Source organism: Pseudomonas sp. G7(2022) (genome assembly GCF_052660475.1).
Genome location: NZ_CP109659.1, coordinates 4526083 through 4542047 on the forward strand (window position 1 = coordinate 4526083; position 15965 = coordinate 4542047).

At 60.2% G+C, this 15965-nt stretch carries 17 protein-coding genes; 5 read left to right on the forward strand and 12 right to left on the reverse strand.

Features of this window, described 5'->3' with window-relative positions; all coding sequences use genetic code 11:
- Nucleotides 1-180: 180 nt before the first annotated feature.
- The 4 genes from NE357_RS20530 (at nucleotide 181) to NE357_RS20545 (ending at nucleotide 5241) form a co-directional block, all read left to right on the forward strand.
- The gene (locus tag NE357_RS20530) at nucleotides 181-1953 is read left to right on the forward strand and encodes an N-acetylglutaminylglutamine amidotransferase (RefSeq protein WP_169431400.1); all 1773 of its coding nucleotides are present in this window, start codon (nucleotides 181-183) and stop codon (nucleotides 1951-1953) included.
- A 3-nt stretch (nucleotides 1954-1956) separates the two neighbouring features.
- On the forward strand, nucleotides 1957-3702 hold the full coding sequence (gene ngg, locus NE357_RS20535; protein WP_169431401.1) for an N-acetylglutaminylglutamine synthetase: 1746 nt from the start codon (nucleotides 1957-1959) through the stop codon (nucleotides 3700-3702).
- 61 nt (nucleotides 3703-3763) lie between these two features.
- Nucleotides 3764-4954 carry an osmoprotectant NAGGN system M42 family peptidase gene (locus NE357_RS20540; RefSeq protein ID WP_007950879.1) on the forward strand — a complete coding sequence of 397 codons (1191 nt, stop codon included), beginning with the start codon at nucleotides 3764-3766 and terminating at the stop codon, nucleotides 4952-4954.
- A gap of 59 nt (nucleotides 4955-5013) precedes the next feature.
- The gene (locus tag NE357_RS20545) at nucleotides 5014-5241 is read left to right on the forward strand and encodes a YheU family protein (RefSeq protein ID WP_085710893.1); all 228 of its coding nucleotides are present in this window, start codon (nucleotides 5014-5016) and stop codon (nucleotides 5239-5241) included.
- A gap of 5 nt (nucleotides 5242-5246) precedes the next feature.
- Here the strand turns inward: NE357_RS20545 and csrA are convergent, their stop codons facing one another.
- From csrA to NE357_RS20560, 3 genes are all read right to left on the reverse strand, one after another.
- Nucleotides 5247-5432 (reverse strand): carbon storage regulator CsrA, encoded by a 186-nt coding sequence (gene csrA, locus NE357_RS20550; protein WP_169431402.1) that lies wholly within the window; start codon nucleotides 5430-5432, stop codon nucleotides 5247-5249.
- Nucleotides 5433-5568: 136 nt separating this feature from the next.
- A complete protein-coding gene (locus NE357_RS20555) occupies nucleotides 5569-5901 on the reverse strand; it encodes a YnfA family protein (protein WP_085710895.1) in 333 nt (110 codons plus the stop codon).
- A 64-nt stretch (nucleotides 5902-5965) separates the two neighbouring features.
- Nucleotides 5966-6781, reverse strand: a complete 816-nt coding sequence (locus tag NE357_RS20560) for an SDR family oxidoreductase (RefSeq protein ID WP_169431403.1) — start codon at nucleotides 6779-6781, stop codon at nucleotides 5966-5968.
- A gap of 256 nt (nucleotides 6782-7037) precedes the next feature.
- Here NE357_RS20560 and NE357_RS20565 point away from each other — a divergent pair, with 256 nt between their 5' ends.
- The gene (locus tag NE357_RS20565) at nucleotides 7038-7196 is read left to right on the forward strand and encodes a DUF3309 family protein (RefSeq protein ID WP_169432680.1); all 159 of its coding nucleotides are present in this window, start codon (nucleotides 7038-7040) and stop codon (nucleotides 7194-7196) included.
- A 60-nt stretch (nucleotides 7197-7256) separates the two neighbouring features.
- On the opposite strand, the gene NE357_RS20570 is transcribed toward NE357_RS20565, so the two are convergent.
- From NE357_RS20570 to NE357_RS20610, 9 genes are all read right to left on the reverse strand, one after another.
- Nucleotides 7257-9350 carry an LTA synthase family protein gene (locus tag NE357_RS20570; protein WP_169431404.1) on the reverse strand — a complete coding sequence of 698 codons (2094 nt, stop codon included), beginning with the start codon at nucleotides 9348-9350 and terminating at the stop codon, nucleotides 7257-7259.
- 313 nt (nucleotides 9351-9663) lie between these two features.
- Nucleotides 9664-10269 (reverse strand): START domain-containing protein, encoded by a 606-nt coding sequence (locus NE357_RS20575; RefSeq protein WP_169431405.1) that lies wholly within the window; start codon nucleotides 10267-10269, stop codon nucleotides 9664-9666.
- Nucleotides 10270-10310: 41 nt separating this feature from the next.
- Nucleotides 10311-10565, reverse strand: coding sequence for a YkgJ family cysteine cluster protein (locus NE357_RS20580; RefSeq protein WP_085710899.1), 255 nt, complete (start codon nucleotides 10563-10565; stop codon nucleotides 10311-10313).
- Nucleotides 10566-10731: 166 nt separating this feature from the next.
- Nucleotides 10732-11211 (reverse strand): translation initiation factor 2, encoded by a 480-nt coding sequence (locus NE357_RS20585; RefSeq protein ID WP_169431406.1) that lies wholly within the window; start codon nucleotides 11209-11211, stop codon nucleotides 10732-10734.
- A gap of 74 nt (nucleotides 11212-11285) precedes the next feature.
- Entirely contained in the window at nucleotides 11286-12725 is a 1440-nt protein-coding gene (locus NE357_RS20590; protein ID WP_169431407.1) for an aminotransferase-like domain-containing protein, read from the reverse strand.
- A gap of 201 nt (nucleotides 12726-12926) precedes the next feature.
- Complete coding sequence (locus NE357_RS20595) at nucleotides 12927-13730, reverse strand: OmpA family protein (RefSeq protein WP_423815196.1); 804 nt, start codon at nucleotides 13728-13730, stop codon at nucleotides 12927-12929.
- 5 nt (nucleotides 13731-13735) lie between these two features.
- A complete protein-coding gene (locus tag NE357_RS20600) occupies nucleotides 13736-14092 on the reverse strand; it encodes a DUF4398 domain-containing protein (protein ID WP_169431409.1) in 357 nt (118 codons plus the stop codon).
- 9 nt (nucleotides 14093-14101) lie between these two features.
- Nucleotides 14102-14938 (reverse strand): substrate-binding periplasmic protein, encoded by an 837-nt coding sequence (locus NE357_RS20605; protein ID WP_169431410.1) that lies wholly within the window; start codon nucleotides 14936-14938, stop codon nucleotides 14102-14104.
- 80 nt (nucleotides 14939-15018) lie between these two features.
- Complete coding sequence (locus NE357_RS20610; RefSeq protein WP_169431411.1) at nucleotides 15019-15963, reverse strand: electron transfer flavoprotein subunit alpha/FixB family protein; 945 nt, start codon at nucleotides 15961-15963, stop codon at nucleotides 15019-15021.
- Nucleotides 15964-15965 lie beyond the last annotated feature (2 nt).

Sequence of the window (15965 nt, forward strand, 5' to 3'; positions counted from 1 at the left end):
GAATACATATTTACCACCCGCGGCATCCTCCGGGATGCTAAAGGCCCATCGGTCAGCTCAGCCCACTTATAACTGATCGTTCTAAAACTCCCACATCCGAGCCGGGTCAGTTTCTGGGTACCGTCCATTTCGGCGCGGTTCAGAAATGCCCTCCCCAACGGAAAAACCGGTAAGGACTTTATGTGCGGATTAGCTGGCGAGTTACGTTTTGATCAACAACCTGCAGACCTTGCAGCCATCGAGCGAATCACCCATCACCTGGCGCCTCGCGGCCCCGACGCCTGGGGCTTTCACGCTCAGGGGCCGATTGCCCTGGGCCATCGACGCCTGAAAATCATGGACCTGTCGGACGGCTCGGCGCAGCCGATGATCGACAGTCGACTGGGCCTGTCCCTGGCCTTCAATGGCGCGATCTACAACTTCCCGGAACTGCGCGCCGAACTTGAAGCGCTCGGTTATGCGTTCTACTCCGGCGGCGACACCGAAGTGCTGCTCAAGGGTTATCACGCCTGGGGCGAAGCGCTGCTGCCGAAACTCAACGGCATGTTTGCCTTCGCCATCTGGGAGCGCGATGCCCAGCGCCTGTTCATCGCCCGCGACCGCCTCGGCGTCAAACCGCTGTACCTGTCGCGCACCGGCCAGCGCCTGCGCTTCGCCTCGGCCCTGCCGGCGTTGCTCAAGGGCGGCGATATCAACCCGATCCTCGATCCGGTGGCGCTCAACCATTACCTGAATTTCCACGCCGTGGTGCCTGCGCCGCGCACCTTGCTGGCAGGCATCGAAAAGCTGCCGCCGGCGAGCTGGATGCGGATTGAGGCAGACGGCACCACTGAGCAGAAAACCTGGTGGACGCTGCCCTACGGCCCACGCGAAGACGAGAAAAACCTGACTTTGGAAGACTGGCGCGACCGCGTGCTCGACAGCACCCGTGAGGCGGTAGCGATCCGCCAACGGGCGGCGGTGGATGTCGGCGTGCTGCTTTCCGGCGGCGTCGATTCAAGCATGCTCGTTGGCCTGCTGCGCGAAGTGGGCGTGGAGAACCTGTCGACCTTTTCCATCGGTTTCCAGGATGCCGGCGGTGAACGCGGCGACGAGTTTCAGTACTCCGATCTGATCGCCCAACACTACGGCACCCATCACCACCAACTGCGCATCGACGAAAGAGAAATCATCGAGCAACTGCCCGCCGCGTTCCGCGCCATGAGCGAGCCGATGGTCAGCCACGACTGCATCGCCTTCTATCTGCTGTCTCGAGAAGTGGCCAAGCATTGCAAGGTTGTACAGAGCGGCCAGGGCGCCGACGAGTTGTTCGCCGGTTATCACTGGTATCCGCAAGTGGACGGCGCGGCCGATCCGTATGCGGCCTATCGCGAGGCGTTTTTCGACCGCAGCTACGACGACTATGCGGCCACGGTGCAGCCGAAATGGCTGACCGCCAATGACGCTGCCGGCGACTTCGTGAAGGAGCATTTCGCACAACCCGGCGCCGATGCCGCAGTCGACAAGGCCCTGCGTCTGGACAGCACGGTGATGCTGGTGGACGACCCGGTCAAACGCGTCGACAACATGACCATGGCCTGGGGCCTGGAGGCGCGCACGCCGTTTCTCGACTATCGCCTGGTGGAATTGTCGGCCCGTATTCCCGGCAAATTCAAACTCCCCGACGGCGGCAAGCAGGTCTTGAAAGAAGCCGCGCGACGGGTCATCCCAAGTGAAGTGATCGACCGCAAAAAAGGTTACTTCCCGGTGCCGGGCCTCAAACATTTGCAAGGCGACACCCTGAACTGGGTGCGCGAACTGCTGCTGGATCCGAGTCAGGATCGCGGCCTGTTCAACCCCGCCATGCTCGACAAGCTGCTGACTGATCCACAAAGCCAGTTGACCCCGCTGCGCGGCTCCAAGCTGTGGCAACTGGCGGCTTTGAACCTGTGGCTCAGCGAACAAGGAATCTGATTGATGAAACCTCACGCCACGGCTTACAGCCAACGGCTGCTGCGCGGTCAGACACCCTCCTACGAACGATTGCAGGCGCGCCTGGCCGAAGATGGCAATCAACCGAGCGCCGAGCCGATTGCCGTGCATTGCGGCTGGGGCCGGTTGCTGATCGGCCACACCTTTCCCGACCCGGCGAGCCTCGCCCGGGAATTGCTCAACGAGCATCCGGGTGAGCGCGATATCGCGTTGTACGTGGCTGCGCCACAGCAGGTTCTCGGCCTGGAACCGACTCAACTGTTTCTCGATCCGTCCGATACCTTGCGCCTATGGTTCAGCGATTACCGTCAGGCAACGCGGGTGTTTCGCGGTTTCCGCATCCGTCGTGCGCAAAGCGAAGAGGACTGGCAGTCGATCAATCAGCTGTATCAGGCACGCGGCATGTTGCCGATCGACGCCTCCCTGCTCACTCCGCATCATCAGGGCGGCCCGGTGTACTGGCTGGCGGAAGACGACGACAGTGGCGCGGTGATCGGCAGCGTCATGGGCCTCAATCACCAGAAGGCTTACAACGACCCGGAAAACGGCAGCAGCCTGTGGTGCCTGGCAGTCGATCCGCAGTGCTCGCGTCCCGGGGTCGGTGAAGTGCTGGTGCGCCATCTGATCGAGCATTTCATGAGTCGGGGTCTGAGCTACCTCGATCTGTCGGTGCTGCATGACAACCGGCAGGCGAAAAACCTCTACGCCAAACTCGGTTTTCGCAACCTGCCGACGTTTGCCATCAAGCGCAAGAACGGCATCAACCAGCCGCTGTTCCTCGGCCCGGGGCCGGAGGCGCAATTCAACCCTTATGCGCGGATCATCGTCGAGGAAGCCCATCGGCGCGGCATCGATGTGCAAGTGGATGACGCCGATGCCGGGCTGTTCACCCTCAGTCATGGCGGGCGCCGGGTGCGTTGCCGCGAATCCCTGAGCGACCTGACCAGCGCCATCAGCATGAACCTGTGCCAGGACAAAAGCCTGACCCACAAAGTGTTGAAAGCCGCCGGGTTGAATGTGCCGTCGCAGCAGTTGGCAGGGAACGCGGACGACAACCTGGCCTTCCTCGATGAACACCAGCGAGTGGTGGTCAAACCGCTGGATGGCGAACAGGGCCAAGGCGTGGCGGTGGATCTGCAGACCATCGAGGACGTGCAGCAAGCCATCGAAGCAGCCAGGCAGTTCGACACTCGCGTGCTGCTCGAGAGCTTCCACGAAGGCTTCGACCTGCGGATTCTGGTGATCGGTTTCGAGGTCGTGGCCGCAGCGATCCGCCGGCCGGCGGAAGTGGTCGGCGACGGCCATCATTCCATCGGCGCGCTGATCGAAGCGCAGAGTCGGCGACGGCAAGCGGCCACCAGTGGCGAAAGCAAGATCCCGCTGGATCATGAAACCCAGCGCACTCTGCACGCGGCCGGTTACGACTACAGCAGCATTCTGCCGGCGGGTGAGCATCTGTTCGTGCGACGCACGGCGAACCTCCACACCGGTGGCACGCTGGAAGACGTCACCGCGATCCTGCACCCGACCCTGGCCGACGCTGCCGTGCGTGCGGCCCGGGCACTGGAAATCCCCATGGTCGGACTCGACCTGATGGTACCGGCGGCAGATCAACCGGCTTACGTGTTCATCGAAGCCAACGAGCGGGCGGGTCTTGCCAACCATGAGCCTCAACCGACGGCCGAGCGCTTTGTCGATCTGTTGTTTCCGCACAGTCAGCCGGCCGCTTGATCCCTCTTCAGCGTCATTCCCGCGTTGAACGCGCGAATGACGCCCCGCAACAGGAGTTTCCATGACCACCCAAATTCCCGAACCGGATCTGAATTACCTGCAGAAAGTCCTGCTGGAAATGCTCGCCATTCCCAGCCCTACCGGGTTTACCGACACCATCGTGCGTTACGTCGCCGAACGTCTGGAGGAACTTGGCATTCCCTTCGAAATGACCCGTCGCGGCACGATTCGCGCCACCCTCAAGGGCAAGAAAAACAGCCCTGACCGCGCTGTCTCGGCGCACCTGGACACCATCGGCGCCGCCGTGCGCGCGGTGAAAGACAACGGCCGTCTCACCCTGGCGCCGGTGGGCTGCTGGTCGAGCCGCTTCGCCGAAGGCAGCCGCGTCAGCCTGTTCACCGACAACGGCGTGATCCGCGGCAGCGTGTTGCCGCTGATGGCGTCCGGGCATGCCTTCAACACGGCCGTGGACGAGATGCCGATCAGCTGGGATCACGTCGAGCTGCGGCTGGACGCCTATTGTGCGACCCGCGCCGATTGCGATTCGCTGGGCATCAGCGTCGGCGATGTCGTCGCCTTCGACCCGCTGCCGGAATTCACCGAAAGTGGTCACATCAGCGCTCGTCACCTGGATGACAAGGCCGGCGTCGCCGCACTGCTGGCAGCATTGAAAGCCATCGTCGACAGCGGTCAGGAGTTGATGATCGATTGCCATCCGCTGTTCACCATCACCGAGGAAACCGGCAGCGGTGCAGCCGCGGCGTTGCCGTGGGACGTCAGCGAATTCGTCGGTATCGACATCGCCCCGGTCGCGCCCGGCCAGCACTCCAGCGAACATGCCGTGAGCGTGGCGATGCAGGATTCCGGTGGACCGTACGACTATCACCTGTCGCGGCACTTGTTGCGCCTGGCCGGCGAACACGAACTGCCGGTGCGCCGTGACCTGTTCCGCTACTACTTCAGCGATGCCCACTCGGCGGTCACCGCCGGTCACGACATCCGCACCGCCCTGCTCGCCTTCGGCTGCGACGCAACCCACGGCTACGAACGCACGCACATCGACAGCCTGGCCGCGCTCAGTCGCTTGCTGGGGGCGTACATTCTGAGCCCGCCAGTGTTCGCCAGCGATGCCCAACCGGCCACCGGGTCACTGGACCGTTTCAGTCATCAGATCGAACACGAAACGCAAATGGAGAGCGACACCCGTGTGCCATCGGTGGACAGCCTGGTGGGGCAACGCTCGGACAGTTGAGTCTGGCCCTCGGCGATCATTCGCCGTAGCATCCCGAGATTGATTTAGCCGAGGTGCCCATGCTGATTCCCTACGACGCGCTCGAAGTCGACACCCTGACCCGCCTGATCGAGGATTTCGTCACCCGCGACGGCACCGACAACGGTGACGACACGCCATTGGAAACCCGCGTTCTGCGGGTTCGCCAGGCCCTGATCAAAGGCCAGGCGCTGATCGTTTTCGATCCGGAAAGCGAGCAATGCCAGTTGATGCTCAAGCACGACGTGCCCAAGCACCTGTTCGACTGAAACGGTCAGCGGCCCTTGCCGCTGGCCTGTTTGCGCTGGATCCGCTCGTAGACTTCGGCGCGGTGCACATTGACCTGCTTTGGCGCCTCGACGCCGAACCGCACGCTGGAGCCGTTGACCGCCAGAACGCGCAAAGTGATGTTGTCGCCGATGGAAATCAGTTCACCGACAACACGGCTGAGTACAAGCATGGGGGGTGTCCTTCAAGGTTTTCGAGCCTTGAAGATGCGCGGCTTTCGAGCACCCTACAATGCGCTGCGGGCAAATCAGTCAAACCCTACAGGCCCGGGCGCCTTGGCCTTCAGATGTTTCCTTCAAGCCGATGCTTCAGGTCGCCGAAAACCGAGGCCCGAACAGAATCACGCTGGCCCCGATTACACACAAGGCGACACCGATCCAGTCTGATCCCAGCGGACGGATACGCTCGACCACGGCCAGCCAGCCAATCGAGGCAATGATGTAGATGCCGCCGTAAGCAGCGTAGGCGCGGCCGGCGTAGGTTGCTTCAACACGCGTCAACAGCAGCGCAAACAGGGTCAGGCTGAGCAGCGCCGGGATAACCCACAAGGCGCTCTTGCCCTGGCGCAGCCACATCCAGAACGCGAAACAGCCGGCGATTTCAAACAGCGCGGCGAGGAAAAACCACAGGTAATTGAGCATGCAAGACATCTCGTCAGGGTGACTGTTGCGGCCACCCTAACGATGCGACGAACCCCGGGCAAGTTCAGCCGTTGTTCTGCTTGGCCTTGGCGCGCATCTTTTCGGCCATCGCGGTCATTTCGTTGTACAGCAGCTGCGGGTTCTTCTGCTTGATCGCCCAGGCCATTCGCCCTTGCTCATGGGGCAGGATCATGAACTCGCCGGCCGCAACCTGCTTGTAGATGTAATCGGCAATATCGGCGGCGGTGATCGGCGAACTCTCCAGCAACTTGCCAACCTGGGCTTTCATGGCCGGTGTCGGACCACGGAACGAGTCCAGCAGATTGGTCTGGAAGAACGACGGGCAGACCACATGGACACCGACTTCCTGCTGGGCCAGTTCGATCAACAGGCTTTCGGACAACGCCACCACGCCGGCCTTGGCGACGTTGTAGTTGCTCATCGCCGGACCTTGCATCAGTGCCGCCATCGAGGCGATGTTGATGATCTTGCCCTTGCTTTGCTCCAGCAACGGCAGGAACGCCTTGCAGCCCTTGACCACGCCCATCAGGTTGATCGCGATCTGCCAGTCCCAGTCTTCCAGCGACAGCTCGCTGAAGAATCCACCCGAGGCCACACCGGCGTTGTTGACGATGATGTCGATGCCGCCGAACTTCTCTTCACAGGCCTGAGCGAACGCAGTGAGCTGGCTGTAATCGCGCACATCGCAGCGCTGGATGAAACCGTCGCCACCCGCCTCGCGAACCAGTTTCAGAGTCTCCTGCAAGCCGGGCTCGCTGACATCGGACAACGCCAGTTGCCAGCCTTCACGCGCCCAGCGCAGCGCGATTTCGCGACCCAGGCCGGAGCCCGCGCCAGTGATCATCATGCGATTTTGCATAGCAGACAGCCTTGTTGTTCCGGGGAAGATGCGCGCAGTGTAGCGAAGGAACCGGAGCGACCCACGCTCCATCAGATTGCTGAATGGCAGGAGCAAACTGCGGCATCAAACGAAATAAGAGTGTTAGCCAAATACACTGAAAAAACATTGAATTTTCTTTCATGCGCAGCAGTCGGAATTTGTAAGCCGTCTGGATTTAGTTCAACTTCCAGCCGCCCTTGAACACCAAGACTTTTCAGACACTATCAACAAGGAAATCGACATGGGCACAATTCTTATCATTATCCTGATCCTGTTGCTGATCGGTGGTCTGCCGGTCTTCCCGCACTCCAGAAGTTGGGGTTATGGCCCTTCGGGCATTATCGGTGTGGTGCTGGTAGTCCTGTTGGTGCTGCTGTTACTCGGTCGGATATGACTATTTGACCGACAAAAAAAGAGGCCCTTCAAAGGGCCTCTTTTTTATTGCGCCGAATGATCAGTCCGGCTTGCCGTTAATCACACCGGCGGTGTTGTCGATCAGGCTCTTGGTGGCCGTCTGCAGGAACGCTTCGAGCTTGAGTTTCAGTTCGGCGGTACGCGGTGCGTCCGGAATGATTTCGGCAGAAGGGTTCGCGCCCAGTTGGTACTGGTAGATCTTCGGCGCCATTTCCTTTTCCTTTGGCAGAACCAGGATCTGGTCAGCGGTCACGATCGCCGTGGTCTGCTCGCTGCCCGACGGCTTGATCACACCGAAACCGGTGTCGCCTGCCGGCAGGTTGAGCAGGTCACGACCCCAGCACTGATGGCGCACTTCGCCGCCCAGACGACCCATGATGGTCGGCACGATGTCGATCTGCGTCCCTACGGTGTGGTCACGGGTACCGAATTTTTCCTGGATGCCCGGTGCGATCATCAGCATCGGTACGTTGAAGCGGCCCAGGTCCATTTCGGTAATCTGACGCTCGTTGCCAAAACCGTGATCGCCGACGATGACGAACAGGGTTTCCTTGAAGTACGGCTCCTTGCGGGCCTTCTCGAAGAACTGGCCCAGCGCCCAATCCGCATAACGCATGGCGGTCAGGTGTTCGTTGAGCGTGCCACGATCGGTCACGCGCTCGACCGGCAATGGCGTCGGCAAGGCGTACGGCGTGTGGTTGGACAGGGTCTGCAGCAGTGCATAGAACGGCTTGCCGTTTTCCCGCGCCTTGAGCTCCACCAGACCACGGTCGAACATGTCCTGGTCGGACACGCCCCAGGTCGGATCGGAGAACACCGGATTGACGAAGTCGTTGCGGCCAACGAAGTTGGTCATGCCCTGGTTGCTGAAGAAACCGGACTGGTTATCCCAGGCGAAGTCACCGTTGTAGACGTAGACGTCGTCATACTTGCGCGCACTAAGCAGCTGCGGCAGGCCGGACAGTTTGTGGCTGCCTTCCGGGGTCTGCATCAGGTACTCGAAACCCGGCAGGTTCGGAAAGCACGCCATGGTGGCGAACATACCCTGGTGGGTGTGGGTGCCGTTGGAGAAGAAACGGTCGAACAGCAGGCCTTCCTTCGACAGTTTGTCGAGGTACGGCGTGATGTTGCCCGGCGCGCCCAGAGCGCCCACCGAGTGACCGGCCATGCTTTCCATCAGGATCACGACGACATTCTTGATCGGCAGGGTCTTGTCGGCTGGCGGGGTGTAGTCGCGACGTACGGCGGCGATGTCGGCATCGACCAGTTTGTCGTCCGGCATCACCAGCATTTCGCGCACCACTTTCTGCGCCTGATCCTGCGGCAGCGTGGCTTTCCAGATGTTGTTGCGGTCTTCGCCCATGCGGTCCTTGGCGGCCGCGATCAGCGACAGGGTGCCATTGAGGCCGAGCTGGTTGGCGAAGTTCGATTCGGTGGTGTACACATCACCCCAACGCAGCGGCGGGCCCTGACGCAGGGTGCCGCGCACGGCGACCACACAGATCAGCAGGCACACCACGAACACCGCCAGACGCGCATACCATGGCGCCACCTGACGGGTGCCGACGTTGCCACCGCTGAACGGGCCACGCGGACGGGTCAGACGGTCGGCGGCCTTGAACGCCAGGGTCAGGATCACCGTGCCCACGGCCCAGGCCAGCAGGTAACGCACCACCGGGAAACCGTACCAGAGCATGCTCATCACGGTTTTCGGGTCTTCCTTCACATACTGGAACACCAGGCCGTTGAGGCGCTGGTGGAACTCGCGGTAGAAGTCCATCTCCATCAGGCCGAGGAACAGCGCGATGCTGGAGGTCACGGTCAGCCACAGGCGGAAGAACCCGCGCGCAGCCATGGCCCGGGCACTGAACAGCGCCAGCACCATCGGAACGCAGAGGTAGACCACCAGGCGCAGGTCGAAACGCAGGCCGTTGGCGAAAGCTTCGAAGAAGGTCGAAGCCGGGGTGTCGAGGATCATCTCGCGGTTGTAGACCAGCAGCGCGAGGCGCAGCACGGAAAACATCACCATCATGACCAGCGCGCACAAGAGCGTGTAGGCCAGATGCGATTTGACGGTCGGTTGCAGCAGGCGACTGGAAGATCGCTGCTGATTCAGGGCGTCCGGGTTTGCCATGTCGTTTTAGGACCCATTGAAAGTTGAAGTTGCAAAAATACAGCTGCGCCCTGCCCTCTGTTGGCCATTCCAGGCCCCGGGGCTTGCGCGGTGCGCAAATGTTGCACGATCACCGGCGGCATTGCCATTGATTACTGCCCGGCTGCCGGACTCTTTCATTAAAGGCACGGCATACCCGGACAGATAAAAACTGCGCGGGCGAATTGTCTTGAAGACTTTGTGAAAATTTCGTTCAACGCATATCCGGAAACACAATATCGCTACAAAGCAAAACGCCCCGAGTTCTTCGGGGCGTTTGCGGAGCACGCGACGCTTACTTCTCGGCGCGTTCTTTCAGGGCTTTCAGGGTATTGAACGGTGCGTCGACCACGAACTTGTTGGCAATCATCGACGGCACGCTGCCACCCGGCTCGGTGTGGACCTGATAGGTCACTTCGACCTGATCGCCCTTCGGCACGAACTTCCAGAAGCCTTTGATCTGAGCGACCCGGACAAAGCCTTTTTCTTCCGGAAGATACTTCGGCACGCCTTCCAGGTTGCGGGTCAGGCTGCCATCGGCCCCCTCAACGGTGGTGACATGCAGGATCGAATCGCGCGGGGTCACCGGCCATGGCGTATTGAACTGGGTATAGGTCCAGCTCTGGTCGCCTTCATGCTTGAGCAGTTTCTGGGTCTTGCACTCGTGAATCCAGGCACAGGCACCGGGGACGTCTTCCTGCAGTGCGCGCAGTTTGGCGACGGTAGTCTTCATCAAGGTCACGCCCTGGTAAGACTTGTAGTCCGAACCCGGCACTTCGCTCAGGGAGACCTTGATGCCGTCTTCGTTCTTGACCACTTTCCAGTCTTCAGCCTGGGCAGCCGAAGTGGCCAGCACGGCAGTCAAACCACACAACACAGCGATACGATGCAGCGAACCCATAGTCTTATTCCTTATTGTTGAAGTTCCGTACGTTTGACACATCACGCCGCCGTCATCTGCTCCCACCAACCGAGCAATCTGATCGCCTCTTCCTGACTGCTTCCGCAGACTTCGACATCGGCGCTGAACCCTGAACAGACCGCTGGACGTTCCGGTCGGCCGAAAATGCTGCACAGGTTTTCGACCGACAGCTGAACGCAACGTTCGCCGGCAGGTTTGCCATCGGGCATGCCCGGGATCGGCGAGCTGATTGAAGGGGCAATGCAACAGGCGCCACAGCCTTCACGGCATTTCATGACGACGAGCTCCTCGCGACGAGCAATGTGTTAAAGGGACGCGGAACAGAGTAACCGCTAAAACGGCTGTGTTAAATTCCCTGAACCCGGGTTTTTACGCAGAAATGAAAGTGACTGACCAGTCTCCGACAAAGCGTCTGGTCTGCGGGTCACGGATCATTTGAATTTACTGCTTGAATTCGAAATCCAGCGCCGCGCCTTCGACGTCTCTGCGCTCTTCATTGCGCAGCTGCAACTGCATTTCATTGCTCAACAGGCGACCGTTGAGCTGGAACCCGCTGTTCTTTTCACCGAACATCTGCGGCAGGACCGTATCGTGCCTGGGCAACGGCACGGTACCGGCAGGTTTCAACTGCTGAACCATTTCCCTTGGCAGGCTCAGGTCGAGTCTGGCCGGTGGCAACTGCGTTTTAACCACTTCGCTGGCAGGTTTCGACTTGGAGGCGATGGGAGGCCGCTTCTTTACGGGAGCCGCTTTCTTCTGCGTAACCTTTGGCGTTGCTGCGGTCTTTTTCGCGGAGGCCGGTTGTCTGGCCGTCGTCGTGGCTGGCGCCTTTTCCTGAACGGAGGCCGCCATGACCCCGGACACGTGGCCCGACAGCAACAGGCAAAGAACAACCCAGGCGGCAGGAAAATTCGCTTTCATGAACCCAACAAAACTAACGGCAGAGGGCCATATGCTCGCCTGTTGGGCGCGGCATGACAAGCTCCGCCGAAATCTCAGAAGCCCGCAGCCATCTCTTGACAGAGCTGGGTCGCCAGCAGGCCGAGTGTCATGAGGGCGCGTTCCGCCTCACGATTCCACGGGGTACCGCAGTTCAGGCGGATACAGTGATTGAACTGCTCGGTATTACTGAAGATCAGTCCGGGGGCGATGCTGATGCCCTGCTGCAGCGCGCGGACATGCAACTCCTGCGTGTTGACCCGCCCGGGCAGGCTCACCCACAGGATGAAACCGCCAGTGGGCCGGGTCATTTGCGTGCCTTCAGGAAAGTACTGCTGCACCGCCAGCTGGAACGCACTGAGGTTTTTTCGGTATTCCTGGCGGATGTACCGTAAATGCCGGTCATAACCGCCATTTTCCAGATAAGCGGCAATCGCCATTTGCGTGACGCTGCAAGCCGAATGGGTGGTGAAGGTCTGCAGACGCTGGATTTCCTGCTGATATTTACCGGCAATCATCCAGCCGACGCGCACACCCGGCGACAGCGTCTTGGAGAAACTCGAACAGTAAATGACCCGATCCAGCCGATCATAGGCCTTGAGCGCCTTGGTGCGACCCTGCTCGAACATCAGTTCGCCGTAGATGTCGTCTTCGACGATCTGGATATCGAAGTCCGAGGCCAGACGCAGCAATTGTTTTTGCCGATCCTCGGGCATGGTGCCACCCAGCGGATTGCTCAGCCGAGTCGTCAGCACGAGGGCTTTGATCGACCATTGATTGGCCGCCAGTTGCAAGGCTTCAAGGCTCATGCCGGTGGCCGGGTCGCTGGGGATTTCGATGACTTTCAGGCCCAGCAGGTCGGCCAACTGCAAGAGGCCGTAATAAGTCGGTGACTCGGCGGCAATCAGATCGCCCGGACGGGTCAGCACCCGCAATGACATCTGCAGGGCATCGACACAGCCATGGGTGATCACTACTTCCGAAGGGTCAACCACCACCCCGGCATCGCGCATACGGATCGCCACTTGCCGACGCAACGGTTCGAAACCCGGGCTGAACATGTAGCTGAAGGCCCGCGGGCTATGGAATCGGGTGACTTTGGCCAATTGCTGATGCAGTGCGCGCACCGGTAAATAATCAACACTTGGCACCGCTGCCCCCAGCGGGAACACGCCTTCTCGACGCGACTCGACCAACACTTGCTGAATGATGCTGGCACGGGTGACCAGGCCGGGCCGTTCGACCCGGGCGATGTCCGGGGTCGGCGCCGTCAGCGCCGGCGTCTGGTGTACGTAATAACCGGACTGCGGTCGCGCCCGGATCAACCCCTGATCTTCAAGATTGGCGTAAGCCTGCAACACCGTCGCGTGGCTGACATTGAGCTGCGAACTCATCTTGCGCACCGAGGGCACGCGCTCGCCGGGTTGATAGACACCACGACGGATGTCTTCGGCCAGCTGTTGAGCAATACGTTGGTAGAGCAAAAGATTGGTCATGACGCAGCACTCGATTTCACGGGCGTTTTATTCTTGTGCGAAACAATACCGGAACAGTTCTGAAGTGTACTGGGACAGTTGCCATATTAGTCAACCATACAGTGCAGTGTCGGTTAAATCTGTACTGCTTTGTGAGGTAATCGACAGACGTGAAAAAGCCCGGCGCTGCATGACAGGCCGGGCTTTCCAGTAACGCCACCCTCAGCGGGCGGCGCCGAGCTGGCCTTTTTCGTCGGAGAACACGATTTCCACCCGACGGTTCTGCGCACGCCCACGTTCGGAAGCGTTGGCGTCTACCGGGTACTCGTCGCCGTAGCCTTCGACCTGAATACGTTTTTCGTCGATGCCCAGATCCGTCAGTACGTCAGCTACGGATTGTGCGCGATCACGAGACAATTTGAGATTTTCCTGCTTGCCACCGGTGCTGTCGGTATAGCCCTCGATTCGCACTACGCGCTTGGGATTGAGCTGCAGGAATTGCACGATCTTCAACACCACACGATTGGCCGAGTTCTTCAGTTCGGCTTCGCCGGTATCGAACAGCACGTCACCGAGGGTCATCACCAGTCCGCGATCGGTCTGGGTAGTGGCCAGTGCAACGATCTGCTCCTCCAGCCACTTGCCCTGCTGCTGCACGCTCAACAGTTTGGATTCGCGCAATGCCAACTGCAGGCGTTGGCGCTCGAGCTCAAGCTTGGCCGCGCGTTCCTCGTTGAGTACCAGATTGGTATGCTCTCGGGCGATCTGGCTGTAACGCTGGCTCAAGTAGGAATAATGCACCACGTCCGCACCGCTTCCCCAATAGGTGGAGAGACGGTCGGCACGGGCCAGGGACTCACCGGCCCGAATCACGTCTTTCGGCGCGATACGCAGCACATTGGAATCTTCCTTGACCTTCTGAAAGTCAGCGCTGGCCTCCTGCAAGGCGCCCTCGCTGTGTTGACCGGCGCAGCCAAAGAGGCTGGTACAACCGACGAGCACCAGCCCGCCGAACAATTTGGACATCGAATTCATCGGGCATCCCCCAGTTGCTTGCGCAGACGGACGATGCGGGTATTGAGCACGTTCAGTTGCTCCTCGCTTTTCTGGGTCAGCACCTTGGCTTCAGCCAGACGGGCGTCCAGCTCGGCCTGTTCGGCGCGCATCCGTGCATTCTTGAAGGATTCGCCAGCCATGCTGCCCTTGGCCCGATTGAATTTGTCTTCGGCCAGTTTCATCTCGGGCACTTCATCGGCAGTGGCGCCGACAGCCTTGGCTTGCTCGAGCGCCTGCTCGGTCAGCCGCATTTGTTCGTGGGGTGCCGGATCACTGGCGCAACCGGCCAGGGCCAGAACGGCCAGAGCCGCGAAAAGAAGTCGATTACTCACTAAGAATCCCTACTGTTTTGGGGCGCTGACAGGTTGCTGCGGCGATTGTTGCTGCTGCGCCTTCCAGCGCTCGATGTTGCGTTGCAGCGCGGCTTCCGTCAGGCCGGACGCGGGCAATTCTGTCATCTTTTTGGCCAGCTGTCCGCGCAACCACGGATCGTTGCAAGCCGAGTTGTGGGAAAGCGCAAGGAACAGACCGGGCCGGTCAATCGGTTGCTCGAAAGCCAGCAGATCATTGGCCATGCCCAGTGCCTGCGCGGCTGCCATCCCCGAGTAGCGGCCGGCGAGTACATATTCAACCTCCCCCAGCAGAAGTTTCTGAAACGCCTGGGTCAGGTTTGCCGTCCGGGTCAGGGTCAATTGCTGCTCGGCAAAAGTGCTGAATGCCTGGGTCATTCGAGACTTTTCCGACAAGCCTCCGGTATGTCCATGCAGGTCTTTGGCTTCGTTATAGACGAGCGTCGAGCCCTTGCGCGTCCACACCAGGTAATCGTTTTCCAGTAGCGGAGGATGGATGTAGTCGAGATTTTCCAGCTCGTTGAAGTTCAGGGGAGCGTCCGCCAGCACATCCATGCGACCACTGCGAACTTCGTCGAGGGCCTGGGCGCGTTTACCGGCATAGAGCAACTCGACCTTGATCCCCAGGTCCTTCGCAACCTGCTGCAGCAGGTCAGCGCTGGCACCGATCAGTTGTTTCGGGTTTTGCGGGTCCTGCCACAGATAGGGCGGAGCGTCAGGGCTGCCAGTGACGACCAGTCGCTCGCATTTGCCCGCTGCATTGGACAACCCCGGCAACAGACTGGAGAACAGCAATAACGAGAAGCCTAACCGGCGATGCAGATCCATGGCGAAACGCTCCCACTCAAATCCGAGACAAAAAAAAGCCCGACCAACAGGCCGGGCTCTTTATAAGTGAAGCCGCCGGATTAGACCAGCTTCTCCAGCTCAGGTACGGCTTCGAACAGATCCGCCACCAGGCCGTAGTCGGCCACCTGGAAGATCGGCGCTTCTTCATCCTTGTTGATCGCAACGATCACTTTGGAGTCTTTCATGCCGGCCAGGTGCTGGATCGCGCCGGAAATACCGACGGCGATGTACAGCTGAGGTGCAACGATCTTGCCGGTCTGACCGACCTGCATGTCGTTCGGGACGAAACCTGCGTCGACCGCAGCGCGGGAAGCACCGACGGCAGCGCCCAGCTTGTCGGCCAGGGCGTACAGGTGTTTGAAGTTGTCGCCGTTTTGCATGCCACGGCCGCCGGAAACGACGATCTTGGCAGCGGTCAGCTCAGGACGATCAGACTTGGCCAACTCTTCGCTGACGAAGCTGGAAGTGCCGGCGTTATGGGCAGCAGCAACCGCTTCAACGGCAGCCGAACCACCTTCAGCGGCAACCGGGTCGAAACCGGTGGCACGCACGGTGATCACTTTGATCGCAGCGGTCGATTGCACGGTAGCGATGGCGTTACCAGCGTAGATCGGACGCTTGAAGGTGTCAGCGCTTTCTACCGAGATGATCTCGGAGATCTGGTCAACGTCCAGCTGGGCGGCAACGCGCGGCAGGATGTTTTTGCCGTTGGAAGTGGCGGCAGCCAGGATGTGGCTGTAACCCGCGCCCCCGCCTTCATGGGCAAGAGCAGCAACCAGCGGAGCAACGTTTTCCGGCAACTGATGCGCGTAAGCGGCATTGTCAGCGTTCAGGACTTTGCTCACGCCAGCGATTTTCGCGGCGGCTTCAGCCACGGCGCCAGCGCCTTGACCAGCAACCAGAACGTGGATGTCGCCGCCGATTTTGGCAGCGGCAGCCACGGTGTTCAGGGTGGCCGGAGCCAGCACCTTGTTGTCGTGTTCGGCGATTACCAAGATAGTCATGA

Coding starts and splice junctions, on each gene's coding strand:
- NE357_RS20530 (WP_169431400.1), top strand. CDS start 181: ATGTGCGGATTAGCTGGCGAGTTACGTTTTGATCAACAACCTGCAGAC.
- ngg (WP_169431401.1), top strand. CDS start 1,957: ATGAAACCTCACGCCACGGCTTACAGCCAACGGCTGCTGCGCGGTCAG.
- NE357_RS20540 (WP_007950879.1), top strand. CDS start 3,764: ATGACCACCCAAATTCCCGAACCGGATCTGAATTACCTGCAGAAAGTC.
- NE357_RS20545 (WP_085710893.1), top strand. CDS start 5,014: ATGCTGATTCCCTACGACGCGCTCGAAGTCGACACCCTGACCCGCCTG.
- csrA (WP_169431402.1), bottom strand. CDS start 5,432: ATGCTTGTACTCAGCCGTGTTGTCGGTGAACTGATTTCCATCGGCGAC.
- NE357_RS20555 (WP_085710895.1), bottom strand. CDS start 5,901: ATGCTCAATTACCTGTGGTTTTTCCTCGCCGCGCTGTTTGAAATCGCC.
- NE357_RS20560 (WP_169431403.1), bottom strand. CDS start 6,781: ATGCAAAATCGCATGATGATCACTGGCGCGGGCTCCGGCCTGGGTCGC.
- NE357_RS20570 (WP_169431404.1), bottom strand. CDS start 9,350: ATGGCAAACCCGGACGCCCTGAATCAGCAGCGATCTTCCAGTCGCCTG.
- NE357_RS20575 (WP_169431405.1), bottom strand. CDS start 10,269: ATGGGTTCGCTGCATCGTATCGCTGTGTTGTGTGGTTTGACTGCCGTG.
- NE357_RS20580 (WP_085710899.1), bottom strand. CDS start 10,565: ATGAAATGCCGTGAAGGCTGTGGCGCCTGTTGCATTGCCCCTTCAATC.
- NE357_RS20585 (WP_169431406.1), bottom strand. CDS start 11,211: ATGAAAGCGAATTTTCCTGCCGCCTGGGTTGTTCTTTGCCTGTTGCTG.
- NE357_RS20590 (WP_169431407.1), bottom strand. CDS start 12,725: ATGACCAATCTTTTGCTCTACCAACGTATTGCTCAACAGCTGGCCGAA.
- NE357_RS20595 (WP_423815196.1), bottom strand. CDS start 13,730: ATGTCCAAATTGTTCGGCGGGCTGGTGCTCGTCGGTTGTACCAGCCTC.
- NE357_RS20605 (WP_169431410.1), bottom strand. CDS start 14,938: ATGGATCTGCATCGCCGGTTAGGCTTCTCGTTATTGCTGTTCTCCAGT.
- NE357_RS20610 (WP_169431411.1), bottom strand. CDS start 15,963: ATGACTATCTTGGTAATCGCCGAACACGACAACAAGGTGCTGGCTCCG.